The organism is Ruegeria sp. CDSC085 (assembly GCF_059610465.1).
Window position 1 is genome coordinate 603,249 of the sequence record NZ_JBXWNR010000001.1, and the last position, 26,059, is coordinate 629,307.

Annotated in this window: 27 protein-coding genes and 1 other RNA gene; 12 read left to right on the forward strand and 16 right to left on the reverse strand. The window is 58.2% G+C overall.

Annotated elements, in window-relative coordinates:
* Positions 1 to 99 precede the first annotated feature (99 nt).
* From AC2FJB_RS03040 to AC2FJB_RS03055, 4 genes are all read left to right on the forward strand, one after another.
* Positions 100 to 1,872, forward strand: coding sequence for an SLC13 family permease (locus AC2FJB_RS03040; RefSeq protein ID WP_496719124.1), 1,773 nt, complete (start codon positions 100 to 102; stop codon positions 1,870 to 1,872).
* A 16-nt stretch (positions 1,873 to 1,888) separates the two neighbouring features.
* Positions 1,889 to 2,623, forward strand: a complete 735-nt coding sequence (locus tag AC2FJB_RS03045) for a glutamine amidotransferase (RefSeq protein WP_299637870.1) — start codon at positions 1,889 to 1,891, stop codon at positions 2,621 to 2,623.
* A 73-nt stretch (positions 2,624 to 2,696) separates the two neighbouring features.
* On the forward strand, positions 2,697 to 3,554 hold the full coding sequence (locus AC2FJB_RS03050) for a bile acid:sodium symporter family protein (protein ID WP_496719125.1): 858 nt from the start codon (positions 2,697 to 2,699) through the stop codon (positions 3,552 to 3,554).
* 10 nt (positions 3,555 to 3,564) lie between these two features.
* Positions 3,565 to 5,226, forward strand: coding sequence for an FAD-binding dehydrogenase (locus AC2FJB_RS03055; protein ID WP_496719126.1), 1,662 nt, complete (start codon positions 3,565 to 3,567; stop codon positions 5,224 to 5,226).
* Positions 5,227 to 5,239: 13 nt separating this feature from the next.
* Here the strand turns inward: AC2FJB_RS03055 and AC2FJB_RS03060 are convergent, their stop codons facing one another.
* The 3 genes from AC2FJB_RS03060 to AC2FJB_RS03070 form a co-directional block, all read right to left on the reverse strand.
* The gene (locus AC2FJB_RS03060; RefSeq protein ID WP_496719127.1) at positions 5,240 to 5,977 is read right to left on the reverse strand and encodes a YbaY family lipoprotein; all 738 of its coding nucleotides are present in this window, start codon (positions 5,975 to 5,977) and stop codon (positions 5,240 to 5,242) included.
* Between the two features lie 94 nt (positions 5,978 to 6,071).
* The gene (locus AC2FJB_RS03065; protein ID WP_496719128.1) at positions 6,072 to 7,850 is read right to left on the reverse strand and encodes an SLC13 family permease; all 1,779 of its coding nucleotides are present in this window, start codon (positions 7,848 to 7,850) and stop codon (positions 6,072 to 6,074) included.
* A gap of 87 nt (positions 7,851 to 7,937) precedes the next feature.
* Complete coding sequence (locus AC2FJB_RS03070; RefSeq protein ID WP_496719129.1) at positions 7,938 to 8,753, reverse strand: TIGR00282 family metallophosphoesterase; 816 nt, start codon at positions 8,751 to 8,753, stop codon at positions 7,938 to 7,940.
* A gap of 133 nt (positions 8,754 to 8,886) precedes the next feature.
* On the opposite strand from AC2FJB_RS03070, the gene AC2FJB_RS03075 reads away from it, so the two are divergent.
* Positions 8,887 to 9,114, forward strand: a complete 228-nt coding sequence (locus AC2FJB_RS03075) for a putative hemolysin (RefSeq protein WP_254683768.1) — start codon at positions 8,887 to 8,889, stop codon at positions 9,112 to 9,114.
* A 3-nt stretch (positions 9,115 to 9,117) separates the two neighbouring features.
* Here the strand turns inward: AC2FJB_RS03075 and AC2FJB_RS03080 are convergent, their stop codons facing one another.
* Positions 9,118 to 9,675 (reverse strand): 5-formyltetrahydrofolate cyclo-ligase, encoded by a 558-nt coding sequence (locus tag AC2FJB_RS03080; RefSeq protein ID WP_496719130.1) that lies wholly within the window; start codon positions 9,673 to 9,675, stop codon positions 9,118 to 9,120.
* Positions 9,672 to 11,066 (reverse strand): magnesium transporter, encoded by a 1,395-nt coding sequence (gene mgtE / locus AC2FJB_RS03085; RefSeq protein WP_117868252.1) that lies wholly within the window; start codon positions 11,064 to 11,066, stop codon positions 9,672 to 9,674. The genes AC2FJB_RS03080 and mgtE overlap by 4 nt, the downstream gene beginning before the upstream one ends.
* 136 nt (positions 11,067 to 11,202) lie before the next feature.
* On the opposite strand from mgtE, the gene guaD reads away from it, so the two are divergent.
* Complete coding sequence (gene guaD, locus AC2FJB_RS03090) at positions 11,203 to 12,489, forward strand: guanine deaminase (protein ID WP_496719131.1); 1,287 nt, start codon at positions 11,203 to 11,205, stop codon at positions 12,487 to 12,489.
* On the opposite strand, the gene AC2FJB_RS03095 is transcribed toward guaD, so the two are convergent.
* From AC2FJB_RS03095 to AC2FJB_RS03105, 3 genes are all read right to left on the reverse strand, one after another.
* Positions 12,486 to 13,820, reverse strand: a complete 1,335-nt coding sequence (locus tag AC2FJB_RS03095; RefSeq protein WP_496719132.1) for an 8-oxoguanine deaminase — start codon at positions 13,818 to 13,820, stop codon at positions 12,486 to 12,488. The genes guaD and AC2FJB_RS03095 overlap by 4 nt on opposite strands.
* A gap of 114 nt (positions 13,821 to 13,934) precedes the next feature.
* Positions 13,935 to 14,726, reverse strand: a complete 792-nt coding sequence (gene hisN, locus AC2FJB_RS03100; protein ID WP_496719133.1) for a histidinol-phosphatase — start codon at positions 14,724 to 14,726, stop codon at positions 13,935 to 13,937.
* Positions 14,727 to 14,766: 40 nt separating this feature from the next.
* Positions 14,767 to 15,138: a helix-turn-helix domain-containing protein gene (locus AC2FJB_RS03105; RefSeq protein ID WP_170343628.1), complete on the reverse strand. Its 372-nt coding sequence runs from the start codon at positions 15,136 to 15,138 to the stop codon at positions 14,767 to 14,769.
* 344 nt (positions 15,139 to 15,482) lie between these two features.
* Here AC2FJB_RS03105 and AC2FJB_RS03110 point away from each other — a divergent pair, with 344 nt between their 5' ends.
* Complete coding sequence (locus tag AC2FJB_RS03110) at positions 15,483 to 16,439, forward strand: NADPH:quinone oxidoreductase family protein (RefSeq protein WP_496719134.1); 957 nt, start codon at positions 15,483 to 15,485, stop codon at positions 16,437 to 16,439.
* A gap of 6 nt (positions 16,440 to 16,445) precedes the next feature.
* Here AC2FJB_RS03110 and AC2FJB_RS03115 read toward each other — a convergent pair whose 3' ends face one another.
* A complete protein-coding gene (locus AC2FJB_RS03115) occupies positions 16,446 to 17,327 on the reverse strand; it encodes a LysR family transcriptional regulator (protein WP_117868247.1) in 882 nt (293 codons plus the stop codon).
* A 124-nt stretch (positions 17,328 to 17,451) separates the two neighbouring features.
* Between AC2FJB_RS03115 and AC2FJB_RS03120 the strand changes: the two genes are divergently transcribed.
* Together AC2FJB_RS03120 and AC2FJB_RS03125 are read left to right on the forward strand one after the other, a co-directional pair.
* Entirely contained in the window at positions 17,452 to 17,661 is a 210-nt protein-coding gene (locus AC2FJB_RS03120; protein ID WP_117868246.1) for a DUF1127 domain-containing protein, read from the forward strand.
* 184 nt (positions 17,662 to 17,845) lie between these two features.
* On the forward strand, positions 17,846 to 18,625 hold the full coding sequence (locus AC2FJB_RS03125; RefSeq protein WP_117868245.1) for a Bax inhibitor-1/YccA family protein: 780 nt from the start codon (positions 17,846 to 17,848) through the stop codon (positions 18,623 to 18,625).
* A gap of 136 nt (positions 18,626 to 18,761) precedes the next feature.
* Here the strand turns inward: AC2FJB_RS03125 and AC2FJB_RS03130 are convergent, their stop codons facing one another.
* From AC2FJB_RS03130 to AC2FJB_RS03140, 3 genes are all read right to left on the reverse strand, one after another.
* Positions 18,762 to 19,268: a hypothetical protein gene (locus AC2FJB_RS03130; RefSeq protein WP_162896730.1), complete on the reverse strand. Its 507-nt coding sequence runs from the start codon at positions 19,266 to 19,268 to the stop codon at positions 18,762 to 18,764.
* Between the two features lie 206 nt (positions 19,269 to 19,474).
* Positions 19,475 to 19,642: a 50S ribosomal protein L33 gene (gene rpmG / locus AC2FJB_RS03135; protein ID WP_037309480.1), complete on the reverse strand. Its 168-nt coding sequence runs from the start codon at positions 19,640 to 19,642 to the stop codon at positions 19,475 to 19,477.
* A 127-nt stretch (positions 19,643 to 19,769) separates the two neighbouring features.
* Complete coding sequence (locus AC2FJB_RS03140) at positions 19,770 to 20,477, reverse strand: DUF533 domain-containing protein (RefSeq protein WP_496719136.1); 708 nt, start codon at positions 20,475 to 20,477, stop codon at positions 19,770 to 19,772.
* A gap of 269 nt (positions 20,478 to 20,746) precedes the next feature.
* Here AC2FJB_RS03140 and AC2FJB_RS03145 point away from each other — a divergent pair, with 269 nt between their 5' ends.
* The 3 genes from AC2FJB_RS03145 to AC2FJB_RS03155 all read left to right on the forward strand — a co-directional run bounded on the left by AC2FJB_RS03145 (position 20,747) and on the right by AC2FJB_RS03155 (position 22,640).
* Positions 20,747 to 21,382: a DUF1326 domain-containing protein gene (locus tag AC2FJB_RS03145; protein WP_299640183.1), complete on the forward strand. Its 636-nt coding sequence runs from the start codon at positions 20,747 to 20,749 to the stop codon at positions 21,380 to 21,382.
* 13 nt (positions 21,383 to 21,395) lie between these two features.
* Positions 21,396 to 22,238 carry a DUF2182 domain-containing protein gene (locus AC2FJB_RS03150; protein WP_496719137.1) on the forward strand — a complete coding sequence of 281 codons (843 nt, stop codon included), beginning with the start codon at positions 21,396 to 21,398 and terminating at the stop codon, positions 22,236 to 22,238.
* 69 nt (positions 22,239 to 22,307) lie between these two features.
* Positions 22,308 to 22,640, forward strand: a complete 333-nt coding sequence (locus AC2FJB_RS03155; protein WP_496719138.1) for a GYD domain-containing protein — start codon at positions 22,308 to 22,310, stop codon at positions 22,638 to 22,640.
* Positions 22,641 to 22,646: 6 nt separating this feature from the next.
* Here AC2FJB_RS03155 and rnpB read toward each other — a convergent pair.
* The 4 genes from rnpB to gatA form a co-directional block, all read right to left on the reverse strand.
* An RNA gene (gene rnpB, locus AC2FJB_RS03160) (RNase P RNA component class A) lies at positions 22,647 to 23,046 on the reverse strand.
* Positions 23,047 to 23,170: 124 nt separating this feature from the next.
* A complete protein-coding gene (locus AC2FJB_RS03165; protein ID WP_496719139.1) occupies positions 23,171 to 23,878 on the reverse strand; it encodes an N-acetylmuramoyl-L-alanine amidase in 708 nt (235 codons plus the stop codon).
* Positions 23,829 to 24,533, reverse strand: a complete 705-nt coding sequence (locus tag AC2FJB_RS03170; RefSeq protein ID WP_496719140.1) for a hypothetical protein — start codon at positions 24,531 to 24,533, stop codon at positions 23,829 to 23,831. The genes AC2FJB_RS03165 and AC2FJB_RS03170 overlap by 50 nt, the downstream gene beginning before the upstream one ends.
* A gap of 38 nt (positions 24,534 to 24,571) precedes the next feature.
* A complete protein-coding gene (gene gatA / locus AC2FJB_RS03175; RefSeq protein WP_496719141.1) occupies positions 24,572 to 26,059 on the reverse strand; it encodes an Asp-tRNA(Asn)/Glu-tRNA(Gln) amidotransferase subunit GatA in 1,488 nt (495 codons plus the stop codon).

Here is a 26,059-nt window from a genome sequence, read left to right on the forward strand (position 1 = left end):
GTCATCGTGATTGCGTGTTCGGCGCTCATATAGACGTTTGCGGGGGGCAGGATCAAGAGAGTGGCTTGCGACGGCTTCACTGGCTTGTATGGTGACGGCATGACGACAGATCAGATCATTCTTTTTGCGCTTTTCATCACGGTCTTCGGAATGCTGCTTTGGGGTCGGTTTCGATACGACCTTGTGGCCTTTGCTGCGCTGATGATCGGCGTCGTGCTGGGCGTCGTGCCGGTGGATGATGCCTTTGCCGGGTTCGGCCATCCCGCCACCATCATCGTGGCGTTGGTGTTGGTAGTCTCTGCTGGTCTGGTGAGGTCGGGAGCCGTTTTCCTGATTACCCGCACTTTGGTTGATGCCTCGCGTGGCCTCGGCGCGCATATTGCGCTGATGGGCGGGATCGGCGCAGTGTTGTCTGCCTTCATGAACAATGTGGCAGCCCTTGCACTGCTGATGCCCGTGGACATTCAGACCGCACGCAAAGCAGGCCGGTCTGTGGGTCTGACCCTGATGCCGCTGAGCTTTGCGACCATTCTTGGGGGGATGGCCACGCTGATCGGGACCCCCCCGAACATCATCATCGCATCGATCCGGCAGGAAACACTGGGCGAACCGTTCCACATGTTCGATTTCGCCCCTGTCGGTGGGCTGGCCGCGATCGCCGGCCTTGCCTTTGTCGCTCTGGTAGGATGGCGCCTGATCCCCAATCGCGGGCCGCAAGCCGAGACATCTGAGGCACTGGCCGAATACATCGCCGAACTGACCGTCCCAACCGACTCTGCTCATATCGGTAAACGGGTCAGCGAGCTTTATGAAGTTGCCGAGAAATCAGACGTGGCGATCATCGGCCTTATCCGCGATGGCAAACGTCGCTATGGCAGGTCGGCGCACGCCACTCTCAAAGAAGGTGATGCGCTGGTATTGGAAGCCCGTCCGGAAGCGTTGGATGAGTTTCGTGCCGCCCTCAACCTCGATTTCTCGGATACCCGACGGCAGGAACTGTTGACGGCCGAGGGCGATGGATTGGAGGTAATCGAGATCGTCGTCCCGGAAAACGCCCGCATCGCCGGACGCACGGCACAAGGTGTCGGGTTGGCTTGGCGCCAAAGCACCGTCCTGATGGGCATCTCTCGACAAGGGCGTCGCATTACCGAGCAGGTCCGCAAGACCGAGGTGGAGCCGGGCGATATCCTACTTTTGCTTTGCCCCCGAGATCGTTCTGCCGATGTGACCGATTGGCTTGGCTGCCTGCCGCTTGCTGAACGTGGGCTGAGCGTAACTGCAAATGAAAAAGCATGGTTGGCTATTGGTCTGTTTGCTGCGGCTGTTTTGGCGGCAAGTGTTGGGCTGATTTACCTGCCTGTCGCATTGGGACTGGTCGTCATTGCCTATGTATTGACCAAGATCATGCCAATCGCTGACATCTACAATCATATCGAATGGCCTGTGGTCGTCTTGTTGGGCTCAATGATCCCGCTAGGCAGTGCTCTTGAAACATCCGGCGGCACCGAACTGATCGCAAACGCTCTGATCCAATTGACCGACGGCTTGCCTGCCTGGGCCATTCTGACGGTACTGATGGTTGTCACGATGACGTTGTCGGACGTGTTGAACAACACCGCCACTGCCATTGTCGCCGCGCCGGTCGGGATACAAATGGCACGTACCCTTGAGGTATCGCCCGACCCGTTTTTGATGACCGTGGCCGTTGCGGCCTCGGCTGCGTTCCTGACCCCCATCGGGCACAAGAACAACACGCTGGTTCTGGGCCCCGGCGGCTATCGATTCGGTGACTACTGGCGCATGGGATTGCCGCTGGAGATGCTGATCATCGCCGTTTCTGTTCCTGCCATTCTTGTATTCTGGCCGCTGTGACGGATAAAGGCTGCGCATGAAACGCTTTTTGATCCTGCAACTGCGCCCCGAAACCGATGCGTCCGACGCCGAGTACGCCTCGATCCTGAACCGGAGCGGGTTGTCGCCCGATCAGGCCCATCGCGTCCGTCTGGACTGCGAAAACCTGCCCGAGGGGTTGGATGTCACGGACTACGCCGGTGTCATCGTAGGTGGTGGACCGGGATGCGTCAGTGACAACCCGGCGACCAAATCCCCGTTGGATGCCCGGATCGAGACGACGATCATGGGGTTGATGCCGCAGATCATCGCACAGGATCACCCGTTCATGGGTTGCTGCTATGGCCTTGGTATTCTGGCTGCGCATCTGGGCGGCGACGTCAGCAAGGCCCGATATGGCGAACCCGTCGGACCATCCACTTGCCATCTGACCCCGGAAGGCCAGCAGGACCCGTTGACCGCAGGGTTGGAGGCCACCTTTGACGCTTTCGTTGGTCACAAGGAAGCGGTTCAGGCTCTGCCGAAAGGGTGCGTGCACCTTGTAGCGTCAGACCCCTGCCCGTTCCAGATGATCCGCTGGGGGCAGAACGTATATGCCACGCAGTTCCATCCCGAAGCCGACGCCAGGGATTTTGAACAGCGCATCAATATCTACAAGAACCACGGCTATTTCCCGCCTGAAGACGCGCAAAAACTGATCGACCACTGCCATTCTGCCGATGTCACACAACCCGGCGAGATCCTGCGCCGGTTCGTCAGACGATACGAGTGACCCAACGGCGCGGTTGCCTGAGCCTTCCCGCCTCGCTTAGGCTGATCTGACGCAACTTTGGGAGGAGTTGTCCTTGGATCTGCTTATTAACGTCGGCCTGCCAGTTTCACTGGCCGTTATCATGCTGTCTCTGGGTATCGGACTGGAGGTCGCAGATTTCCGCCGTGTCCTGAGCCGACGTCGCGCCTTTGCCATCGGGGCGGCAAGTCAGGTTGTTCTATTGCCGGTGGCGGCCTTTGTGACGGTCAAAATTTTTGCTTTGCCGCCTGAAATCGCGGTTGGTTTCATGCTGCTCAGTTTTTGTCCAGGCGGCGTAACCAGCAATATCCTGTCAAAGCTCGCCAAGGCCGATGTCGCGCTTTCAGTCAGCCTGACCGCCGTGATCAGCCTTCTGTCGATCGTAACCGTACCAATATTGGCCGCCTGGTCGATCGCGCATTTCATGGGCGACGAAGCCCCTGACGTTTCCATCACCGGGCTGGCTGTTGCTCTGTTCCTGATCACTACGTTACCGGTGGCCATTGGTGTAGGGATTCGCAACTTTGCAACGGGGTTTGCAAACCGTGTGGAGCCGGGGTTGTCGGCGCTCGCGACCGTTTTGTTCGTGCTGATCGTTGCCGCTGCACTGGCCGGGAACTGGCAACTGTTCGTCGAAAATCTCGGCATCATGGGCGCCGGCTTGATTTCTCTGAATATCGTATTGCTTTTCTGTGGATTAGGGCTGGCGAGGATATCAAACCTGTCCTGGAATGAGCGCAAGACGATTTCAATCGAAACCGGAATTCAAAATTCCACGCTGGGCATTACACTGGCGGCGCTGATTACGAATACCGAAAGCGGGTTCAGCCCGCTGGCCCTGCCCTCGGCGGTTTATGGTATTACGATGTACGCCGTGGTTCTGCCGTTTCTTGTCTGGTTCCGCAGGCGCTGAAAGGACCGTTATGACAAACAACACTGCTGATGCGATCGTTGTCGGTGCTGGTCTGGCCGGATTGGCCGCCGCAGCTGAACTGGGCGACCGAGGTAAAAAGGTAATCATACTCGATCAGGAACCAGAAGGCTTTCTGGGCGGTCAGGCATTCTGGAGCCTGGGTGGCCTGTTTATGGTCAACACCCCGGAACAACGCCGTATGGGTATCCGCGACAGCCACGATCTGGCGTTGCGCGACTGGATGAGCAGCGCGCAGTTTGACCGGGAAGAAGATACCTGGCCTCGCAAATGGGCCGAATCCTATATCGAGTTCGCAGCTGGCGAAATGCGCCCCTGGCTGCACGAGATGGGGCTGCGCTGGTTTCCGGTCGTAGGCTGGGCCGAGCGCGGCGGGTCCTACGCAAACGGGCACGGCAATTCTGTCCCGCGCTTTCACATCACGTGGGGCACCGGCCCCGGAGTGCTGGAACACTTCATCCGTCGCGTCCGCGACCATGCCAGTGCCGGGCTGATCCAGATGAAGTACCGTCATCAGGTCAGCCATGTCATCATGCAGAATGGCACCGCCAAAGGCGTCTCCGGCGAGGTTCTGGCCGATGACACCGCCCAGCGCGGCGGCAAAACCAACCGCGACGAGGTCGGCGAGTTCGAGGCTTATGCGCCTTCTGTGATCGTCACCTCTGGCGGTATTGGTGGCAATTTTGAGTTGGTGCGCCAGAACTGGCCTAGGGATCGTCTAGGGGAACCGCCACAGGACATGGTGGCCGGGGTACCGTTTCACGTCGACGGTCGTATGATCGCTATCAGTGAAAAAGCAGGTGGCCATGTCATCAATGGTGACCGCATGTGGCATTACACCGAAGGCGTTCGCAACTGGGACCCGATCTGGCCCGCCCATGGCATTCGCATTCTGCCCGGCCCCAGCTCTATGTGGTTCGATGCACGCGGAAACCGGTTGCACCCCCCCTGCCTGCCCGGGTTCGATACGCTGGGGACACTGCGCGAAATCCTGAAAACCGGGTATGAATACAGTTGGTTTGTTCTGACCCAGAAGGTGATCAAGAAGGAATTCGCCCTGTCCGGGTCCGAACAGAACCCAGACTTCACTTCAGGCAGCTGGAAAGAAGTTATTCGTCAACGAATTCTGTCCGGGTCCAAAGCGACCGCCCCGGTCGAGGCATTCAAGGAGAAAGGCGAGGATTTTGTTGTTGCCAACACGTTGACCGAGCTGGTCAACGGAATGAACCATTTGGGTGGGGGGCTGATAGACGAGGCCCATTTGCGCGCCCAGATCGAAGCGCGGGATTCTCAGGTCGACAATCCCTTCTCAAAAGACGCGCAGATGATGGCGATCCTTGCAGCCCGCAATTATCGTGGAGACAAACTGATCCGCACCGCCAAACCTCACAAGTTCCTTGATCCGTCCAACGGCCCGTTGATCGCGGTCAAGCTGCATGTTCTGACACGCAAGACGCTGGGCGGTTTGCAGACCAATCTGGACAGTCAGATGATCGGTGCCGACGGTCAAGTGGTGCCCGGCCTCTTCGCTGCCGGCGAAGTCGCCGGGTTCGGTGGTGGTGGCTATCACGGTTACAACGCGCTGGAGGGAACGTTCCTGGGTGGCTGCATCTTTTCAGGTCGCAACGCAGGGCGATCGAGGGCCGTCGCCTGACAACCCTGCCCTTTTACTTGCGTACCAGTTTGATCACCGGCTCACCCTGAGCATCCAGCAAGGCCAGCGCGTTGCCTTGCACCGCGAAGGTCGTGACACTTTGCATCGCTTTCAGAAACTGCCGCTCTACCTCATCCAGCGGGGGTGGGCACGCCATGAGCGTTGCGGCCATATTGTCCGGGAACTCGATCCGATTGGCAGAAATCTCGGCCTGGCCACTGAACCGGTTGCAACCGCCGTTTCCTGAAAAGGCCCCGCCCTGCCCGAAAGCAAGTTCAGGACGTTTCTCTGTCTCAATAGGCGCACCATTGAGGCCCGAGGCGTACCACACGGTGTTTTCCAGCATCGCGGCACCTTGGTGTTGCACCTGTATCATCAGCAGGTCAGCTGAATTCTCGGCCCCATGTGTCAGAACCGGATAGACAGTATCGGTGGTGAACAACAGCTTTTGCCCCTGCATGACCGAAGCGCGCACGGCATAGCTGCGCCCGTCCTGAATCAACGCATCATCATAGGTCAGTTCAAACTGCGCCGGCACACCGGTCAGGGCATATCTCTGCGCGGCAAGCGTTTCGGCCGGCGCATCCGCCAATGAGATATCCTGAAGCTCGACGAACAAGGTCGTGTCGGGCGAAAGCGCAATACGCTCTCGGTAGGTTGCAGTTCCTTCGACGGTTCCAGCAAGCGATGTGCCGCTCAAAACGGTGGCGAAAGCAACCGCAGGAAACGTGGTACGGACGAGTGCCAGCATAGCAGTACCCTTTAAATATCAGTTCTACAAAAGATTGCTGTTCATCCGACATTTACAAGTACGCCGCGAGCAAAGCGGCAAATCTGTGCCGATGTCATAACGGCCAGATCAATGGGATCAGCAGGGACGCCAACAATCCGACCGTCAGGTTCAGCGGCACGCCTACCTTCATGAAATCGGTGAACCTGTAGCCTCCGGGACCATAGACCATCATGTTTGTCTGGTATCCGATCGGTGTTGCAAACGATGCCGAGGCCGCCACCATAACCGCAACGACCAGCGGACGCGGATCTATCCCGACAGCCTGCGCCAGACCGATGGCGATCGGAGTGACGACAACCGCAACGGCGTTGTTGGAGACCAGTTCGGTCAGCACCGAGGTCAGCAGATAAATCGCCCAGATAATCAGGAATGGCGGCAAGGCACTGAGCCCCGGCGCAACAGCTTCGACGATCAGAGAAACCGCGCCAGAGCTGTCCAGCGCAGCCCCTATGCCCAGCATCGCGAAGATCAACGCCAACAGGCGACCTTCAACAAAGGAAAACGCCTCATCCGCGTCGATACAGCGGGTCAGTAGAACCACGGCGCAGGCCACAATCGACAACAACAGGATGGGCGCAATGCCCAGCGCGGCGAGGACGACAATCCCTACAAGAGCACCAATCGCAATGGGTGCATGGCTTCGACGGAATGCTCGAGCCGATGGTTGTGTGACGTCCACCATGTCCATATCAGCCGCAAGCCGCTGGATATCCGCCGGGGCACCTTCCAAAAGCAACGTATCCCCAACCCTGACCACCAAATCATCCAACTGGCGACCAATGTTCTGGTTACGGCGGTGCACCGCCAGCACGTAAACGCCATAGCGACGCCGAAGCCGCATCATTCCAAGGGTCCGACCCACCAAACGGCACCCGGGTGTGATCAACACCTCAACCGTCTTGGTTTCAACGGCAGATACCTGATCCACACGTTTGAGTTCCCTGTTGCTCTGAAGGCTCAGAAGTTCGGTCATCTCGGTGCGTAAAACCACCCGATCGCCTACTTTCAGCTCCACGCCTTTCAGATTACGCCGCAACGACTCATCCCCCCGGATGACATCTATCAGGCGCACGCCGGGGCGTTTGAACAACTGCACACCGGTCACTTCGCGCCCGATCAGGTTGCTATCAGGCGGAATGACGGCCTCGGTAAAGAACTTCATCTTGGACCGGTCACTGAGCAGCGACGCCATGCTGTCCCGCTCGGGCAACAGTTTGGGCGCGATGAAGCGCAAATAAATCATGCCGTAGATCACCAGCGCGATCCCCAGAGGCGTGATTTCGAAAATCGTAAAGGCTTTCATCCCCTGCGCGCGAGCCACGCCATCCACCAGCAGGTTCGTGGACGTGCCGATCAACGTCAGCGTGCCGCCCAAAATGGCTGCGTAACTCAACGGAATCAGCAATTTGGATGCGGGAACATTCAGGGTGCGGGCAATTTGCACAAAGACCGGAATCATGACCACAACCACTGGCGTATTCGACACCACCGCCGAGGCCAGCACGACAAACCCCATAAGCAAAGCGATGGCAATACGCGGGTTTACCTGAGCCTGCTTCTGTGCGGTCGAAGTGAATGAGTCCAAGGCTCCGGTCCGCACCAAGGCCCCCATGATGATGAACATCGCGGCAATCGTCCAGGGTGCCGGGTTGGACAGAACCGCAAGCGCGCTTTGATAGGGCAGGCTGCCAGTTACAAGCATCAGAGAGACACCGCCAAGGGCTACGACTTCGGTCGGATAAACCTCGCGCAGGAACATGATGAACATGCCCGCAACGATGAGCAGCGCCAGAACTGCGCTTCCTGTGTCTGTCAGTGAAAGGAAATTCATTCGTGGTATTCTGTCCGAACCCCGGCCCAAGCGCCTGATGACATGCAGTTTCACGCATTGCGCCCGACAGAGCAAGCCTAACGATGACTATTCGGGCCCGGCTTGTTCCAGACGCCCTCCGACCCGCACCATAAGCACGGATTTGGCCTGTCCGTCACGGTCGTCGGTTTCCACGAACACGCCGCTCAGAGTGGCTTCACCGGTTGCGGGGGTAAAGCGTGCCTTGGGCATACCGGTGATGAACCGGCGCATAGGCTCCTGCTTGTCCATCCCGATGACCGAGTCGTAGTCTCCGCACATGCCCGCATCCGTCAGATACCCGGTGCCACCCGGCAAAATCTGGGAATCCGCCGTTGGCACATGGGTGTGCGTCCCCACCACAAGGCTTGCGCGCTTGTCACAATAATGGCCCATCGCCATCTTTTCGGACGTGGCCTCGCAATGCATATCCACGATGATGGCCTGCGCCTGCCCGCCTCTCGGGTGAGACTTCAGAATCGGCTCAATGGCTGAGAACGGGTCGTCAAACGGTCGTTTCATAAAGACCTGACCCAGCACCTGCACCACCAGAACCTTGCGTCCACCCGGCGCCGTGAACAGCCGATGACCCCGTCCCGGCGCGCCTTTGGCAAAGTTCACGGGCCGTACGATTCGCTGTTCTTTCTCGATAAATTGCAGCATGTCTTTCTGATCGAAGGCATGATCGCCCAGCGTCAGGCAATCTGCCCCGGCATCAAGCAACAGCCTGGCGTGATCCCCGCTCAGCCCCATGCCGTTGGACGCATTTTCACCGTTGACCACAACAAAATCCAGCCGCCATTCGTCGCGCAGACGCGGCAAGTGCTGCTGAACGGCAGCGCGCCCCGCGCGCCCCATGACATCACCAAGAAACAAAATCCTCATGATCCGGGTCGTAGGGGCTGCGCAGGGCAATAACAAGGCGGAAGCATGAAATTTCCGGCAGACTTCGGGGTTGAAATCAAATTCTGCCGCGGCAATGTTTCGAGACATCTCTTGAATACGGAAGGAATTCTTCGTGAAGTCGTCAATTGTTCTGACAGGCTGCCTTCTGGCGGCAACTGCTGCCGCGGCCGAAGGCACCAAGACATCCATGCCCAACCCCGCTGCGACCTTTTGCATTGAAAACGACGGGACCTACCAACTTCGAAAAAACGAAGACGGCAGCGTCTACGGCATCTGCATCCTGAAGGACGGCACCGAGGTGGATGCCTGGGACTACTTGCGCAGCCATTTCGAGAAGTAGCAGCTAGAAGGTCAGCACGCGGCTTTCCGTGACAACCATATCCAGCGGTTGGTCGGTCAGCTCGAGCGGTAGGTCCGCAGCCTCTTGCGCATCAAAAGCAAAGCCGATGGCAAGCGTCGGGCGTTTGGCGCGCAGACCTTCCAGTGTCCGGTCGTAAAACCCGCCGCCATAACCCAGTCGGCCACCATTTGCATCGAAGGCGACCAGCGGCACGATCAGAATTTCGGGGCCGAAATAGTCATCAACCTGGGGCACTTTTGCACCAAAGGGACCATCACTGAGCGCGCCTTCTGGTGTCCAGCGAGAGAATTTCAGCGGCAGACCGGCTGCCTGAATGACAGGCACACCCACCGGGCCATAGGCCGACGCCTCGGCCATGGCGGGGACCGGGTCGATCTCGGTCCGGATCGGCATATAACCTGACAGGGGCACACCGCGATGGCCTGCCAGAACCTCGGACAAGCGCCCGGCTGCACCCGGCAAGCGGGCATCAAACGCGGCCTTGCGGCGGGCAAAGGCCGCTTTGCGCGCTGCGGCTTTGATTTCGGTCAGATCGGTCACAGTAGCACCACGCTGGCAAGCCCAAGAAAGATGAAGAACCCCATGACGTCCGTCGTGGTTGTCACAAAGGTCCCCGATGCAAGCGCCGGGTCGATGCCCAAGCGGTCAAGCACGACCGGTACTACCGTACCTGCAAACCCTGCGATGATCATGTTCACGACCAAGGCCGACCCGATCACGACACCCAGCCAAGGAGAATCGAACCACAGCATCCCCACGGTCCCCAGCACGATGGCAAAGCAGAGCCCGTTCAGCATGCCCACCAGCAGTTCCCGGCGAATAACGCGCATCACGTTTGCATTAGTCAGGTCGCGCGTCGCCAACGCGCGCACCGCAACGGTGAGGGATTGTGTTCCCGCATTGCCGCCCATCGACGCGACAATCGGCATCAGGATGGCCAGCGCGACCAGTTGATCAATCGCCGCTTCGAATTGCGAAATCACCAACGAGGCACAAATAGACGTGCACAGGTTCACCGCCAGCCACGGCAACCGCCGCCGGCTGGTCGCCGCCACGCTGTCGGACAGTGAGCTTTCGTCGCTCACACCGGCAAGGCGCAGGATGTCTTCTTCGTGCTCTTCGTCCAGAACCACCATCGCATCGTCGATTGTAATGACACCGACCAGACGCCCATCGGCATCCACCACCGGGGCCGAGATCAGGTGATACTGGTTAAAGGCATAAGCCACGTCTTCCTCGTCCTGATCGACGGGGATACTGTGGAATTCCTCTTCTGCCAGATCAAGCAGCGGCACCTCACGCCGTGTCGCCATCAGCTTGCCCAACGTCACCTGCGCCACCGGCTTCAGGCGCGGATCGACCAAAACAATGTGATAGAACTGTTCCGGCAGATCGTCATTGGCGCGCATGAAATCAATGGCTTGTCCAACGGTCCAATGCTCAGGCGCCATGACGACTTCGCGCTGCATGAGACGACCGGCAGAATTCTCGGGGTAGGACAGCGCCTGTTCGGCGGCGATCCTCTCGGAATCCTCCAACGCGTCCAGAATGGTTTCCTGCTGCGGCTCTTCAAGGTCTTCCAGCAGGTCAACGACATCGTCGCTTTCCATCTCGCGCACGGCTTCTGCCAGAACGTCCGGCTTCAGAACCGAGATTACCTCTTCACGAACCGATTCATCCAGTTCAGACAGGATATCGCCGTCAAATTCCTTGTCGTACAGGCGGATCAGGCGGGAACGGTCAAACGGGTTGATCTGCTCAAGAAGGTCAGCAATATCGGCCGAATGCAGCGGCTCCATCAACTCGATCAGCTTGTCGCGGTCGTCAATATCCACTGCATAAAGGATCGCGGCCACAGCCTTGGGATCGAGCGCATAGACGTCCTCATCCCGGGGCTGATCGTGTCCGGCTTCGTCACTGCCTGTCGTCATGCTCTGCCCCTTTTTTTCGATTTGCCCTTAAATAGAAGAAGCAGCTACCAGAAAACAATGACAATGCGCCGATTTACCCACTTCTTTCGTCCGCCTATGCTGGTGCGCGGTTCCAAACAGGTGGAGAACAGGGAAAATGGCGCAAAAGACGCTTTTGAAAGGGCGTGTTCTGAGTTTCACAGGCTCACCCTTTGACGGAGAGCCGACCGAGGCGATGCGGCTGGACGAAGCAGTCGTGGTCGAACACGGGCGAATTGCAGAGGTCGGCACCGTCGATACACTGAAAAAAGCCCACCCTGACGCAGTCACGAAGGATCACGGAACGCGCTTGATCATGGCTGGGTTCGTCGACCCGCATGTGCATTATCCACAGACGGCGATGATCGCCAGCTGGGGCAAACGGCTGATCGACTGGCTGAACATCTACACCTTCCCGGAAGAGATGAAGTTCGGCGATTTCGACTATGCGACCGAGATAGCCAACCGGTATCTGGACCTGACGACCGCCCACGGCACCACGACCATGTGCAGTTTTTGCACGATCCACCCTGAAAGCGTGGATGCCTTTTTCACCGCGGCGCAACAGCGTGGGCAGCGTGTCGTCGCCGGCAAGACCTGCATGGACCGGAACGCGCCCGAAGGATTGCGCGACACCGCGCAGACGGCTTATGACCAATCCGCCGCCCTGCTGGAAAAATGGCATCGCGTCGATCGCTTGTCCTATGCGATCACGCCGCGCTTTTCACCGACCTCGACCCCGGAACAGCTCGAGGCCATGGGCGCGCTTTGGGCCGAGCATCCCCATTGTCTAATGCAAACTCATCTGAGCGAGCAAACGGATGAAATCGAATGGGTCCGGTCCCTGTTCCCTGATGCAAGGGATTATCTGGACACCTACGAGAAATTTGGCCTGTTGGGCCAGAACGGCCTGTATGGCCATGTCATCCATCTGGAAGACCGGGAACGGGATCGGCTGCGCGAGGTCGATGCCTCTTTGATTCATTGCCCCACGTCGAACACGTTCATCGGATCGGGATTGTTTGACATGAACGGGCTGATCCATGATGGCCACCGGATCGGTCTGGCCACGGATACCGGCGGCGGGTCCAGCTTTTCGATGCTGCGCACCATGGCCGCCGCCTATGAGATTGGCCAATTGCGCGGCCGCCCTCTGCACCCGGCTCAATTGCTGTGGTTGGGCACGGTCGGATCGGCCCGGAGCCTGCGTATGGACGACTGCATCGGAAACATCGCCCCTGGGATGGAGGCGGATCTGGTCGTGATCGACCTCGCCTCGACCCCCGCCATCGCCCAACGCGAGGCCCACGCGGAAGATGTTTGGGAAGCGATCTTTCCGACGATCATGATGGGCGACGATCGGGCCGTGGCAGAGGTCTGGATCGGCGGGCGGCAGGCGGCTTAAGCCTGCAACGCCCGGGCAAGCATGTTTTGGCGTTCGATCACGCGGGGCAGATCAATGGTTGTTATGTATCCATCACGTACGATCTGGCGGCCTTCGACGAACAGATGTTTCACAGTCATCGGCCCCGCCAGAAGCAGGGCCGCCGGATCCCAACTGCCCGCGCTTTCGATGCCGCGGGTATCCCACACCGCAATATCGGCACGTTTTCCGGGCATCAGCCGTCCGCAATCGTGACGTCCCAACACATCCGCCCCGCCGCGCGTCGCAATCTCAAGCGCTTCGCGGGCCGACATGGCATCTGCACCATTGGCAACCCGTTGCAGCAACATGGCCTGGCGCGCCTCAAGCATGAGGTTGCCATTGTCATTGCTGGCCGATCCATCCGCGCCGAGGCCAACCTTGATACCGGCATCCCGCATTGCCCGCACCGGAGCTATACCTGATCCGAGACGACAATTTGAACAGGGGCAATGGGCCACACCTGTTTTGGTACGTGAAAACAGATCGATCTCGGCCCCGTCCAGCTTGACGCAATGGGCGTGCCAGACATCCGGGCCGGTCCAACCCAATTCCTCGGCATATTGCCCCGGGCGGCAGCCGAATTGCGCCTGCGAATAGGCGATATCCTCATCATTCTCGGCCAGATGGGTATGCAGCATCACGCCCTTGTCCCGCGCCAGCAACGCTGCATCCCGCATCAGGTCCCGGCTGACGGAAAACGGTGAACACGGAGCAAGGCCAACGCGGCACATTGAACCCTCGGATGAATCATGAAACGTATCAACAACCCGGATCATGTCGTCCAGAATGGCGGCTTCCTTTTCCACCAGACTGTCCGGTGGCAGGCCGCCGTCGCTTTCACCAATGCTCATCGCGCCACGCGTCGGATGGAACCGCATTCCCAACTCGGACGCGGCAGCGATCGTATCCCCAAGCCGCGCGCCATTGGGGTAGAGGTAAAGGTGATCGGAACTGAGCGTGCACCCCGACAGCGCCAGTTCTGCCAAACCGATCTGGGCCGAGGTGAACATTTCTTCCGGCCCAAAACGCGACCAGATCGGATAGAGCGTTTGCAGCCACCCAAACAGCAACGCATCCTGTCCGCCCGGCACCGCCCGTGTCAGAGTTTGATAGAGATGGTGGTGGGTATTTACCAGGCCGGGTGTCACCACACAGCCCGAGGCATCGTGCACCTCACCCTGTGTTTCCAGCCCCCGCCCGATCCGGGAAATCTGCCCGTCGCGGACCAGAACATCAGCCCGGGACAACTCTTGCCGGGACTCGTCCATCGTCAGGATCAGATCAGCATTCTTGAGTAGGATTTCCGTCATTTCGCGCTCCTGCATCTGCCCGTCTCATGCAAGAAGTGCGTCGACCGGTGGAAAACGGGCTCAAGAACCGGCCATCACCGGTTTAGTTGCCTTTGGCGCACTGGGCAACAGAATTCAGAACTGGCGGAGTATCTCAAGCGCTGCGGCATGAAGGTCAGCGTTTGCCGCAGCCAAGACCCGGCCACCTTCATGAGCAGGGCCACCCTGCCAATCGGTTACAATACCGCCGGCCGCCTGAATAACGGCAATCGGCGCCTGAATATCATAAGAGTTCAAGCCCGCCTCGATCACCAAATCCGCCTGCCCGGCAGCCAGAAGCGCATAGGCGTAGCAATCCATTCCATAGCGCGTCAGTTGCACCTGCTCGGACACGGCCTGAAACCCTGCGCGGTCCTTCGGGGTTCCAACCTCGGGGAAGGTGGTAAACAGAGTTGCCTGATCCAGCGTTCTGGTCTTGCGCGTTTGCATTCTGCTTGTGCCCTGCGGACCGGTCAGGTGAGCACCGGAAGACGATCCAACAAAACGCTCTCGGATATAAGGCTGGTCGATCACACCCATGAACGGCCCATCGTGATCGCTCAGCGCTATCAGAACGCCCCAGGTTGGCGTGCCACTGATAAACCCGCGAGTCCCATCGATGGGATCCAATACCCAAGTGCGGCCACTGGTGCCCTTATGCTCGCCGAACTCTTCGCCCAGAATACCGTCATCCGGGCGTTGCCGCGCCAGAACTTCCCGCATCGCTTGTTCAGCAGCCCGATCAGCCACGGTGACCGGGTCAAACCCGTCGGCCAGTTTGTTGGCAGTTTCTAGGTTTGTTTGACGAAAAAAAGGGAGTATGGCCGCTCGCGCTGCTTCGGCCATTTCTTCGGCAATTTCGATATCGCTCGGTGTCGTCGGTTGCATGCCCTTGAGGTGCGGGCAATCCGCGACAAAGTCAAGTCAGTCAGGCAACGTCGCTGAGAACCCGCGCCAGCTCGAAAAGGCGGCGACGCTGGTTTTCCGGAATCGCATAGTAAGAGCGCACCAGATCCAAAGCTTCTTTGTCACCCATCAGGTCAGCAGGGACAGATTTCTTGTCCGCGTCGCTTTTCTGGGCTTCTTCCAGACCTTCGAAGAAAAAGCTGACCGGAACATCCAACGCCTCGGCGATGTCCCACAGGCGGGATGCGCTGATTCGGTTGGCACCGGTCTCATATTTCTGGATTTGCTGAAACTTGATACCAACTTGCTGTGCCAACTGCTGCTGGGTCATCCCAATCAGCCAGCGGCGATGCCGAACGCGCTTGCCCACATGGACATCGACGTGATGAGTCATTGGTATTCTCCTATACTACACAAACATCTGCACGGGATTTTGCGACGTCCGATATCGCAATTCTAGAGAGCTCCCCTTAACCGCTCCCTAATACGGACTGTACCGCCCCCCCGTTTGCAGCACTGACTGTATATAATGCCGGTTTTGAGATTTTTTTCAAGCTGGTTGAGTCCAGCACACCTTACAGGGATTTGTGGTTGTATTACCTTGAGCCTTTGCGCATCTCTTTTTCGGCCACTTGATTTCGCCCCCCCCCGAAACTAAGGTCCTTTCCCTCGTCGAAGCAAACGGATTGACTTTTCTGACGGCACACGCGCCTATATCGCAAACTGTTGAGGAACCGTATGCGGTCCTATTGCATTCCATCCGACGGGGCGTCTGCCCAGCTTTGTGACGTGAATAAACCTGAGCCGGGAAAAGGCCAGGTGCGGGTCGCGATAAAAGCTTGTGGCCTGAACTTCGCTGACCTGCTCATGCAGAAGGGCTCGTATCAGGACACTCCACCTGCCCCGTTCACTCTGGGAATGGAGGTCGCCGGCGTCGTGGATACAGTCGGACCCGGAGTTTCAACGCTGAGGCCGGGCGACCGGATCGCGGTCTATTCAGGTCAGGGCGGGTTGGCGGAATACGGCGTTTTCGACGCGGACCGCGCGATCCTGCTGCAGGACAGCACCAGTTTCGAAGATGCCGCCGCCATCCAAATCGCATATGCGACAAGTCACATGGCCCTTGAACACAGGGCGCGTCTGCAACCCGGCGAAACCCTTCTGGTCACGGGTGCTGCAGGTGGCGTTGGCCTGACCGCTGTCGAAATCGGTAAACTCATGGGCGCCACAGTTATCGCCCAGGCACGAGGCGAGAACAAGCTAGCCGTTGCCCGAGCTGCCGGTGCCGATCATCTGATCGATGCTTCCGAAGACTTGCGGGAACGGGTCAAGTCTCTGGGCGGCGCGGATGTCGTCTATGACGTCATCGGCGGAGATGTGTTCAAGGCCGCTTTCCGCGCCACCAACCCCGAGGGACGCTTGCTGCCCATCGGATTTGCCGGGGGTGACGTTCCGCAGATCCCCGCCAATCATCTGCTGGTCAAAAACCTGAGTGTGATCGGGGTTTATATCGGAGGATATCTGAAGTTCCGCCCCGAAGCTGTGCGCAACAGCTTTGAAACCCTGTTCAAATGGCATTCAGAGGGCCGGATAAAACCGCACATCAGTCATGTCCTGCCACTTGAAGACGTCGCACACGGAATGCAGCTGTTGAAAGAGCGCAAATCGACAGGCAAGATCGTGATCACGCCCTGATCGCGATCACCCAACCACTGCCCGCAATTGGGTACCGCCCAGCAGTCTGAAGTTCTGACGTACCAACTGGGCCAGAGCCTCGACAACCGCATCCCGGCCCGGCTCCCCACCGTATAGATTGATCATATGCGCTGGCAAATCCGGCAGAGCACCGCCCGAGTCGATCTGTTCAAGATGTGCGGCCTCGGTCCCGTCCAGCATTGCGTGTACGGCAAGATCGGCACTGACCGTGGCTTCTATTGTACGGTCGTTTTCGGTTTCTACCGACAGTTCCCACGGTATTCCGGCGGCATCCAGTGCTGAAATGACCTGCGGTCTGAACAGACAGCGCCGTCCAAGTGCCAGAGGCAACGGACGTTTGCGCCATGCAGATCCGCCCGGCGCACCAATCCAGCGCAACGGCAACTCTGCTATGGTCTCCGCGCCATCGGCCGAAGACGGTTCGGTCGTCAGGATCACATCACATTCGCCCCGCTTGTACATGTCTTTCAATTGCAGTGAATAGGACGACACCAACTGCACCCTGACACGGGGAAAATCGGCGTTGAACCGCTGTAGGACCCGAGGGATCGCGGGGTAGACGATGTCATGGGGAACGCCCAGAACCACCTCGCCCTCAAAAGCCTGGTCGGTGAGTTTCGAGATAACTTCGTCATTCAAGGCGATCATACGGCGCGCGTAAGCCAACAGCTGCTCACCGGATGCGGTCAGGGCAATTGTTCTGCCGCTTCGGTCCAGCAACTCCAGGCCCAACAGCTCCTCCAGCCGTTTCAGCTGCATGGAAACCGCAGATTGCGTCAGGTGCAGAAATCCGGCAGCGCGGGTAACGCCGCCTTGATCCGAAACCGCCACAAAGGATCGCAGGGTGGTAATGTCCAAGTTTCGCATCTTCACGATTCCTTATGTGTTCCATCAAAAATATTCGTTTTAAAAATATGTCATACTCACCCATATCAATCAAGGAAATTGATGACAACCGGCGAAACCATCGAGAATGCAGAAAGGACAAGTTATGACCCAACTCGCGATCCATCATCCTTGCAAACCAGCCAAACGTTCTTTTGTGACCCTGATCTCTCAAGCCTTCGAGCTGACCAGACAGCGGCGGAAGCTGGCACTGCTGGACGACGCCGTGCTGGAAGATATCGGCGTGACCCGGGAAGAAGCATCTGCAGAAGCAAATCGCTTTTTCTGGGATGCCCCCCAATTCTGGAAAAGGTAACCGTGAAACTCATATTTTTATGGCGATAGGAGGCCTTGAGTCGCCTGTCGCCATTTTTGTTGCGTGTTTTGGTCGGTTTTCGCCCGGAATCTCTTGAAACACAGCCCCTTGTTGCCGATATTTAGATGGAAAACCGCCCCGTACAACCGGGGCGATGTAACTTGACGACTAGGGAGACCCTTTGATGGCACAATTCGATACGATCCGGACGGCATCCGGCGCGCGCGCCGCCGAGATTGATCAGGGCCTGCGCGCCCACATGAACAAAGTCTACGGCACGATGTCCGTCGGCATGCTGATCACTGCACTGGCGGCATGGGCTATTGCGGGTCTGGCTGTCACCAGCGATCCAAGCAACGCGGTCGCACAGATCGGCGCAGATCGCTATCTGACCAGCCTGGGCGGCACGCTGTTCCTGTCGCCGCTGAAATGGGTGGTCATGTTCGCGCCGCTGGCCTTTATCCTCTTTGGCTGGGGTGCCCTGATGCGCCGCGGCTCGGCGGCGACGGTTCAGCTTGGCTTCTTCGTCTTTGCCGCCGTGATGGGCATCTCGATGAGCTCGATCTTTCTGGTCTTCACACCCTACTCGATTACCCAGACCTTCCTGGTGACGTCGATCGCCTTTGCTGGCCTCAGCCTTTATGGCTACACCACAAAGCGGAACCTCAGCGGAATGGGCACCTTCCTGATGATGGGTGTGATCGGTCTGCTGGTTGCGATGATCATCAACCTGTTCCTGCAATCCGGTGTGATGATGCTGGCCATTTCGGCCATCGGCATCCTGATCTTTGCCGGTTTGACCGCGTTTTACACACAGGACATCAAGAACACGTACGTCGCCCATGCTGCGCATGGCGACCAGGAATGGCTGGACAAAGCGGCCTTTGACGGCGCGCTGAGCCTGTACATCTCGTTCCTGAACATGTTCCAGTTCCTGCTGATGTTCATGGGCCAGCAAGAATAGCCCTTGTTGACACCTGAATTGGTTTGGGGCCGGTCATTGACCGGCCCTTTTCTTTGCGCGCCGGACTTCTTTTGCCCGGAAATGAAAAGCCCCGCCTGACAAGGCGGGGCTTTCTGTTTCCGAAGCGTTTATGTGTTCAACTGCAGTTTAGCGGTATGGCAAAGCCCGAGCTCTTCTCGGATGTACCTTTGCGGAACACATTGCCAGCCGGCAGACAGCCTGTAAACCGCTCTGTTTCTTCCGCAAAGCTCACACCGATCGAATTGTCGACTTTCACACTGTTGGAGGGCGTGCGCAGCACACCAAACAAAGTGCCGTTCACGCTGACAGTGCTCAGGAACAGGTTCGTGTCGCTACCTTGCAATTGCACCGCGTTGTCTGGCGTCTGGCCGCCGTTATCGATTGCAACCGATGCTACCTTGGAAGATTCCACCTCATCACTCAAAAGCGTGACTGTCCGCAGTTCCGCCAGTTCCGCAGGAACGTTGGTCGCATCCGGCAGAAAGGCTACGGCTCCGGGTACGTCCGAAATCGTGCGTGGTTCGCCATCGATTCCAGTAAACCCGACACCTTCGCGGTTAAACGGGTCTTCACAGGCCGTTAGGGTTAGAACGGCGATTGTGGATAACAAGATTTTTTTCATGGCGGTCAACATTTTGTGGCGGTTTGCTGAAACGTACTTGCAGGTCCCCACAAAAAGCAAGCCGCAGCGGATGCGATTGCACCAAACGCTGATGCGCCACTGCAACGGACTGCTTGGATTGCCACCTGTCAAAAACAGGAAATCAGAACTGAAAAAGGGCTCTGTGAACCAGAGCCCTTTTCGGAATTTCCATTTGGAACGGCAGATTACTTGATCTTGCCTTCCTTGTACTCGACATGCTTGCGAACGACCGGATCGTATTTACGAATGGTCATTTTCTCAGTCATGGTGCGCGCATTCTTTTTGGTCACGTAGAAGTGGCCCGTGCCCGCGGTCGAGTTCAGACGGATCTTGATTGTCGTCGGCTTCGCCATGGTTATCTCCTGCGTCCGAAAAGGCAGGGGCCTTTCGGTTGAATTCCTATGAGCGTGCGCTTTTACGCGCTGCACCGCCCATGTCAAGGCCAATCCGATGATACCGGCTCAGGAATCGGGTGCAGATTCAACCAGGCAGTGTTGGAGCGCCCATATAGGTGTGAATTTGGTCTCTTTCAGCGTCCGAAAGGCCCAACGCGGTGGACAGCTGCCGCAGGTATGATGCCTCGCGCGCGTTATCCAGACGGATCGCGGCCAGAGATGCTGCATAGATCTGCGTTTTGAACGGCGCACCAGAATCAGCCGCCAATCCCATTACATCAATCGGTGCGTTCAGCTGCTCTTGCACGAAAGCGCGTTCCTCATCGCTGATGTCATCGCCCAATTCACCCAGAATGATTTCCTTTTCCTGTTCGTCCAGTTCGCCATCCGCCTTGGCTGCCTGAATCATCGCCCGAAGCATCAGCTTCGCCTGCTCTTCCATTGCCGCACCCGCGGGCGTGCCGCCGAATACGGTTTCCATCATGTCACCTGTTTGTTGGTTGGCCGTCTTGGCGGCCCCCTGCATGGCATTCAACAACCCACCCAATCCGGCCGCACCGGTTGCGCTGCCGCCGATGCCCATCTTGCTCATCGTGTCCTGCAAGCCTGACGCGCCACCGGGCAGACCAAACTGCTCTGCCATTTTGCCCAGCTGATCCACGCCAAAACCGCCGCCGGCGCCCTGCATCATGTCCTGCAGGCCAGCCATGCCGCCCATCTTCTGATATTTGTCCATGCCCTTGGCAGCAGCAAACCCAATGGCCACGGACGCCAGCGTTTTCATAAAGCTCATAATCAACCTCCCGTTTCAAAAAAATTGGTGCCGCAAGCCTAACAGCAGAATGGAAGCACGAATACCGCACTCAACCCCAGCGCGACTGACGCGCACTATAACGTCTGGAGAAGGCGGGTTATTCGCCATGATGTTTGTACATATCACGCTTTCGTGATAGGTTTGCGTATCCAAGAAGCCGAATTCAGGCTCGAAGGCCGAGGCAGTGCCAAGTGGGATTGATCCGCATCGAGCAGGGGTGTTTTGCGTGACTTTTCTTGGGGGCTATCATGACAGAATGGGCTATTCAGGCCGAAGAACTGGCCAATTGCAATTGCAATTTCGGTTGCCCGTGTCAGTTCAGCGTACTTCCGTCTCACGGAAACTGCGAGGCGGTTGTCGTTTTCGACATTCAAAGCGGTCACTACGGTGACACTGATCTGGGCGGGCTTCGGGCGGCAGGGGTTTATTATTGGCCGGGACCAATTCATGAAGGGAATGGTCAGATGCAGCTGATCATTGATGAAAGCGCGACGGCTGAACAGCGGGCCGCGTTGCAAGCGATCATGACCGGTCAGGATACCGATGAAATGGCCACGTTCTGGTATGTCTTCAGCGCCATGGCACCAACGAAACACGAAACACTTTTCGTTCCAATCGAGCTGGATTGGAACCGCGAAGAACGTAGCGGATACGCCAAGGTTGCCGGGGTTTTCGATGTTGAGGTCAACCCGATCCCACATATCGTATCGGGCGCACCTCACCGCGCGTCGATACAATTGCCCAATGGCTTTGAATACCGCCATGCCGAGGCGGCATCGGGCAGTGCGACGACAACAGGCGGTCAGATCAGCCTGACCTTTGACGCGACGCACGCTCATTTGGCGCATCTGAACATCTCGGGCCACGGCGTTCTTGGCGCTTAGGCGGAGACCTCCCATGACCAGACAAAACATATCGTCCCGGGTTGGGGCGGTTGAACGGTTGTTGAGACAGGACAAAGCAATTGTTTTGGGAAGTGTTCTTCTGATTATTCTCGCAGCAGCCTGGTACACGATAACCGGTATCGGAATGACCATGTCTGCGGTCGAGATGACCCGAATGGCCGGCCCGATCGGAGATCCCATGCAAATGGGCTCTAAGTCCGCCTGGAGCGCAAGCTATGCCTTGCTGATATTTCTGATGTGGTGGGTCATGATGATCGCCATGATGGCCCCGAGCGCTGCACCTGCCGTTCTTCTGTTCATCGCGATCAAGCGGATAGGGCCTGAAAAGCATCGAACGGCAACGTTCGCATTCTGTTTCCTGTCAGGTTATCTTGTTGCCTGGGGTGCATTCAGTCTGACCGCAACTGCGTTGCAATGGGGGCTGGAGCATGTCGGTCTGTTCGACGGCCCAATGATGACGATCCGTTCTGGTGTCTTCGCAGGAAGTATTCTGCTGGCTGCCGGCGCCTATCAGTTTTCAGGTTTGAAGAACGCATGCCTGCGCCACTGCCAAAGCCCTGCACGTTTCCTGGCCGATCACAACCGACCTGGACCATTCGGGGCGTTCCGAACCGGTGCCGAACACGGCACATATTGTCTGGGGTGCTGCTGGGCACTGATGTTGCTGCTGTTCGTAGGAGGGATCATGAATCTCTACTGGATTGTCGGAATTGCCGCCTACGTCGCGCTGGAAAAGCTCCTGCCCAGGGCCCGGTGGCTTGTTCCCGTGACTGGCTTGGCGCTGATCAGTGCTGGCCTCTGGTTCATCACTGCACCGTTGTTTTCTGGCATCTGACGCTCGTCCGCCAAGGGGTCGGTAGACGATAAACCCCTGCACTGTTTCAACAAATAAACGGAGAAACCAATGCCTATTTTCATTACTTATGCATCTTACTCGCAGGCTGGCGTCCAAGGGATGCTGCAAAAACCTGAAAACCGCACCGGGCCGGTGAAAGCCTTGCTGGAAAAAGTAGGTGGCAGGCTGCTGTCCTTTTACATGACAACCGGCAGCAACGACGTGGTCGTGATCAGCGAAACTCCCGATGGAACAGACGCTGTGGCCGTTGGCATGGCTGTCGCCGCATCGGGTGCAGTGACGAACATAGAAACCGTTCGTGCCTGGACCGCGGACGAGTTCACGTCGATAACCGAAAAGGCAGCAGCGCTGACCGGTTCCTACACGCCGCCCGGAGGGTAGGAGGGTACGCGCGGAGGGCCTGTAAGCCGGATCTTGTTCCGGGGTTTCCCCCTTCGATGACCATTCCTCTAGGCCGTGCATTGCTGCACGGCTCAAGCTGCCAACCCGGTCCCTCTCGGCCAAGACGCGCTTAGCGGCGGTATCGGCTTGCGCCGACCGGCCCGCGCGGGGACCCTATTTGGCATTGCTCCCGGTGGGGCTTGCCGTGCCGCCGCTGTTGCCAGAGGCGCGGTGGGCTCTTACCCCACCGTTTCACCCTTACCTTTGACCGAAATCGCAGGCGGTCTGATTTCTGTGGCGCTTTCCGTCGGGTTACCCCGCCCGGGCGTTACCCGGCACCGATGTCTTGTGGAGTCCGGACTTTCCTCTCGGGCCTTGCGACCCCAGCGGCCATCCGGCCCTCCGCGCTTGGGCTGGTTAGGCTTTGCGCCCAGCGGCGTCAAGGGATGATGGTTCAAAGAAGGGGCCAGCCCCTTCTTGGCCTGCGGCCAATTCAACCCCGGGATTTTTTCGGCCAGATGAAGTGCGGATCAGGAGTGCCGGATCAACGGGGCGAGATCGGCTTGCTGCAATGGCCCCCTGCCCCATGGGCGGTATCGAAGGCGGACGGCACGTAACAGCGTTTCATCGTCTACATCAGCGCTGAAACCGGCGGCTTGAGCCAGATTTCGGAACTGGTCCTTTGATGCAGCTTGCGGGCCAAGGGCATATCCGCGTGGCGCAGCCAGCAAGTTGCGCTCCAGCCGCAACCAGTCAAATCGCGGACCGGGGTCAAATTTGCGCCCGGGCGCCATGTCCGAATGGCCGATAACGCCATTTGGTAAAATGGCCCAACGGTGCATTATCTGATGCAACAACTGTTCGAGCCTGTGCAATTGGGGTTCCGAGAACGGATGCTTGCCGGTGTTGTCCAACTCGATGCCAATGGAACGGGAGTTGATGTCGGTCTGACCGTGCCATTCTCCGGCACCCGCGTGCCAGGCCCGGTCTTCTTCGCGCACCATTTGCCAAAGCGTGCCATCATTGCCGATCAGGTAATGGGCCGAGACCTCGGCCTCGGGGTCGCACAGACGATCCAGAGCCGCCTGCGCGTTGTCCATCGCGGTGTAATGAATCACGATTAAAGATGGCGTCAGCCCATCCCGGCGTTCACCAAAATTGGGCGACGGATGCCAAATGGGCGAGGTTTCAGTTGCTGACAGCACTGCGGAACGGGCTTGGGTCCCAGCCACACGCATAGCCGTCCCCATCCGGGTCCAGACCTTTACGGTCGCGCTGTGGGCCGCCATTGGACAGAAACTCGATCTGAGCCTGATCCGGGGATGGGAATTGCGCGCAGTTCCTCTGAGCTTTGGCCTGAAGGTTGAAGCCCGAGCGGCTGTAGAGTTGGGTGCCAACGGGATTGGACGTGCTCAGCGCGTATTGCACAATGTTTGTCTGGCCGCTCGCCGTACGCTCGGGCACTGCCGTCGGGGCCACGAGCTCATACGTCTGGCGGTTCTGCTCGATTCGGACGGCGTCGGTTTCGATGCTGCGGCGTTCGGACACGGCGGCAAAATCCTGTTCATCCGAAATCGCGCCAGTGTTCGCCACGGGAACCGCCGTAGCCGCGGCTGGGTTTTGGCCAGATGTGATGGCCAATGCCGCCGCGGCTTGGTTGGCGATATCCGCGTTTTCACCCGTGGCAACAGTCGCCGCACCGGGAGCGCCCAGCGGTTGTTGTGACACATCGACCGGAGCCAGCAGAGGGTTGCCGACCGCACCTTGACCTGCCAATTGAGCTTCTCGCTGCGCCTGATATTCAGGCGTGTTGAAACCTGTGCTGGTCAGCGGCGCGACGTCTGTGCATGCAGCTGCCAGTGTCAGAGCGGGCACCAAAAGCAAAACGCGCATTGTTTGGCTCCGTGTCTAGATATTCTGTTGCCTTAGGCTTACCACCATTTCCCGGGTTTGGCCACAAAACCGGCTGCGTTTTCCAGCGCATAGGCGGTGTTGAGCAGATCGCCTTCTTCCCATGGACGCCCGATCAGTTGCAAACCCAGTGGAAGGCCTTGTGTATCCAACCCGGCGGGGACCGATATTCCGGGCAATCCGGCCAGGTTCACAGTCACTGTAAAGACGTCGTTCAAATACATTTGAACTGGATCTGCCTCGGTCATTTCGCCCAGACCGAAGGCTGCCGATGGGGTCGCCGGGGTCAGGATGGCGTCGACTCCGGCCGCGAACACGTCTTCGAAGTCTTTCTTGATCAGTGTGCGCACCTTGCGGGCACGGTTGTAGTAGGCGTCGTAGAAGCCCGCCGACAACACGTATGTACCGACCATGACCCGGCGTTGCACTTCGTGACCAAAGCCCTCGGCGCGGGTTTTTTCGTACATCTCGGTGATGCCATCCCCCTGCGCCAACTGCGCACGATGCCCATAACGGACACCGTCATAGCGGGCGAGGTTCGAAGACGCCTCGGCCGGGGCGATCACATAGTAGGCTGGCAGCGCATACTTGGTGTGCGGCAGTGAGATATCGACGATCTCGGCACCCGCATCCTTCAGCATCGCGGCACCGTCGGCCCAGAGCTTTTCGATCTCTGCGGGCATGCCGTCCATGCGGTATTCCTTGGGAATACCGATCTTCTTGCCCTTGATGTCTCCGGTCAGCATCGCTTCGAAATTCGGGACGGCCAGGTTCGTACTGGTCGAATCCTTGGCGTCATGACCGCACATGGTTTCCAGCATGATCGCGGCGTCGCGGACGTTCTTGGTCATCGGGCCGGCCTGATCCAGCGAGGATGCGAAGGCGACAATGCCCCAACGGGAGCAGCGACCATAGGTCGGCTTGATGCCGGTGATGCCGACAAAAGCCGCGGGCTGGCGGATGGAACCGCCGGTATCGGTGCCCGTTGCCGCAAGGCACAGGTCAGCGGCCACAGCAGACGCAGATCCGCCGGACGAGCCGCCCGGCGTCAGCTGCGCATCATCGTTGCCACGACGCCATGGACTGACGGCATTGCCATAGACCGATGTTTCGTTGGACGACCCCATGGCGAATTCGTCCATGTTCAGCTTGCCCAGCATCACTGCGCCTGCGTCGGCCAGTTGCTGCGAAACAGTGGATTCGTATTCCGGCTTGAAGCCTTCAAGAATGCCCGACGCGGCCTGCGACGGCACGCCCTTGGTGCAGAATAGGTCCTTGATGCCGATCGGCAGGCCACACATAGACGGAGCGTCGCCACCCTTGATCCGTTCATCCGCAGCCTTGGCGCGTTCCATCGCGATCTCAGGCGTCTTGTGGACGAATGCGTTCAGCGCATCTGCTTCATCAATGGCTTTCAGGCAGGCGTCTGTCAGCTCGACAGAAGTGACATCGCCGGCTCGCAATGCGTCGCGGGCCTCGGCCAGGCCCAGTTTGTTCAGTTCGCTCAT

What these genes read in the sequence shown, in the direction of transcription:
- AC2FJB_RS03040 (WP_496719124.1), top strand. Translation starts at nt 100, where the DNA reads ATGACGACAGATCAGATCATTCTTTTTGCGCTTTTCATCACGGTCTTC.
- AC2FJB_RS03045 (WP_299637870.1), top strand. Translation starts at nt 1,889, where the DNA reads ATGAAACGCTTTTTGATCCTGCAACTGCGCCCCGAAACCGATGCGTCC.
- AC2FJB_RS03055 (WP_496719126.1), top strand. Translation starts at nt 3,565, where the DNA reads ATGACAAACAACACTGCTGATGCGATCGTTGTCGGTGCTGGTCTGGCC.
- AC2FJB_RS03060 (WP_496719127.1), bottom strand. Translation starts at nt 5,977, where the DNA reads ATGCTGGCACTCGTCCGTACCACGTTTCCTGCGGTTGCTTTCGCCACC.
- AC2FJB_RS03065 (WP_496719128.1), bottom strand. Translation starts at nt 7,850, where the DNA reads ATGAATTTCCTTTCACTGACAGACACAGGAAGCGCAGTTCTGGCGCTG.
- AC2FJB_RS03070 (WP_496719129.1), bottom strand. Translation starts at nt 8,753, where the DNA reads ATGAGGATTTTGTTTCTTGGTGATGTCATGGGGCGCGCGGGGCGCGCT.
- mgtE (WP_117868252.1), bottom strand. Translation starts at nt 11,066, where the DNA reads ATGACGACAGGCAGTGACGAAGCCGGACACGATCAGCCCCGGGATGAG.
- guaD (WP_496719131.1), top strand. Translation starts at nt 11,203, where the DNA reads ATGGCGCAAAAGACGCTTTTGAAAGGGCGTGTTCTGAGTTTCACAGGC.
- AC2FJB_RS03095 (WP_496719132.1), bottom strand. Translation starts at nt 13,820, where the DNA reads ATGACGGAAATCCTACTCAAGAATGCTGATCTGATCCTGACGATGGAC.
- hisN (WP_496719133.1), bottom strand. Translation starts at nt 14,726, where the DNA reads ATGCAACCGACGACACCGAGCGATATCGAAATTGCCGAAGAAATGGCC.
- AC2FJB_RS03105 (WP_170343628.1), bottom strand. Translation starts at nt 15,138, where the DNA reads ATGACTCATCACGTCGATGTCCATGTGGGCAAGCGCGTTCGGCATCGC.
- AC2FJB_RS03110 (WP_496719134.1), top strand. Translation starts at nt 15,483, where the DNA reads ATGCGGTCCTATTGCATTCCATCCGACGGGGCGTCTGCCCAGCTTTGT.
- AC2FJB_RS03115 (WP_117868247.1), bottom strand. Translation starts at nt 17,327, where the DNA reads ATGCGAAACTTGGACATTACCACCCTGCGATCCTTTGTGGCGGTTTCG.
- AC2FJB_RS03120 (WP_117868246.1), top strand. Translation starts at nt 17,452, where the DNA reads ATGACCCAACTCGCGATCCATCATCCTTGCAAACCAGCCAAACGTTCT.
- AC2FJB_RS03125 (WP_117868245.1), top strand. Translation starts at nt 17,846, where the DNA reads ATGGCACAATTCGATACGATCCGGACGGCATCCGGCGCGCGCGCCGCC.
- AC2FJB_RS03130 (WP_162896730.1), bottom strand. Translation starts at nt 19,268, where the DNA reads ATGAAAAAAATCTTGTTATCCACAATCGCCGTTCTAACCCTAACGGCC.
- rpmG (WP_037309480.1), bottom strand. Translation starts at nt 19,642, where the DNA reads ATGGCGAAGCCGACGACAATCAAGATCCGTCTGAACTCGACCGCGGGC.
- AC2FJB_RS03140 (WP_496719136.1), bottom strand. Translation starts at nt 20,477, where the DNA reads ATGAGCTTTATGAAAACGCTGGCGTCCGTGGCCATTGGGTTTGCTGCT.
- AC2FJB_RS03145 (WP_299640183.1), top strand. Translation starts at nt 20,747, where the DNA reads ATGACAGAATGGGCTATTCAGGCCGAAGAACTGGCCAATTGCAATTGC.
- AC2FJB_RS03150 (WP_496719137.1), top strand. Translation starts at nt 21,396, where the DNA reads ATGACCAGACAAAACATATCGTCCCGGGTTGGGGCGGTTGAACGGTTG.
- AC2FJB_RS03155 (WP_496719138.1), top strand. Translation starts at nt 22,308, where the DNA reads ATGCCTATTTTCATTACTTATGCATCTTACTCGCAGGCTGGCGTCCAA.
- AC2FJB_RS03165 (WP_496719139.1), bottom strand. Translation starts at nt 23,878, where the DNA reads ATGCGTGTGGCTGGGACCCAAGCCCGTTCCGCAGTGCTGTCAGCAACT.
- AC2FJB_RS03170 (WP_496719140.1), bottom strand. Translation starts at nt 24,533, where the DNA reads ATGCGCGTTTTGCTTTTGGTGCCCGCTCTGACACTGGCAGCTGCATGC.
- gatA (WP_496719141.1), bottom strand. Translation starts at nt 26,059, where the DNA reads ATGAGCGAACTGAACAAACTGGGCCTGGCCGAGGCCCGCGACGCATTG.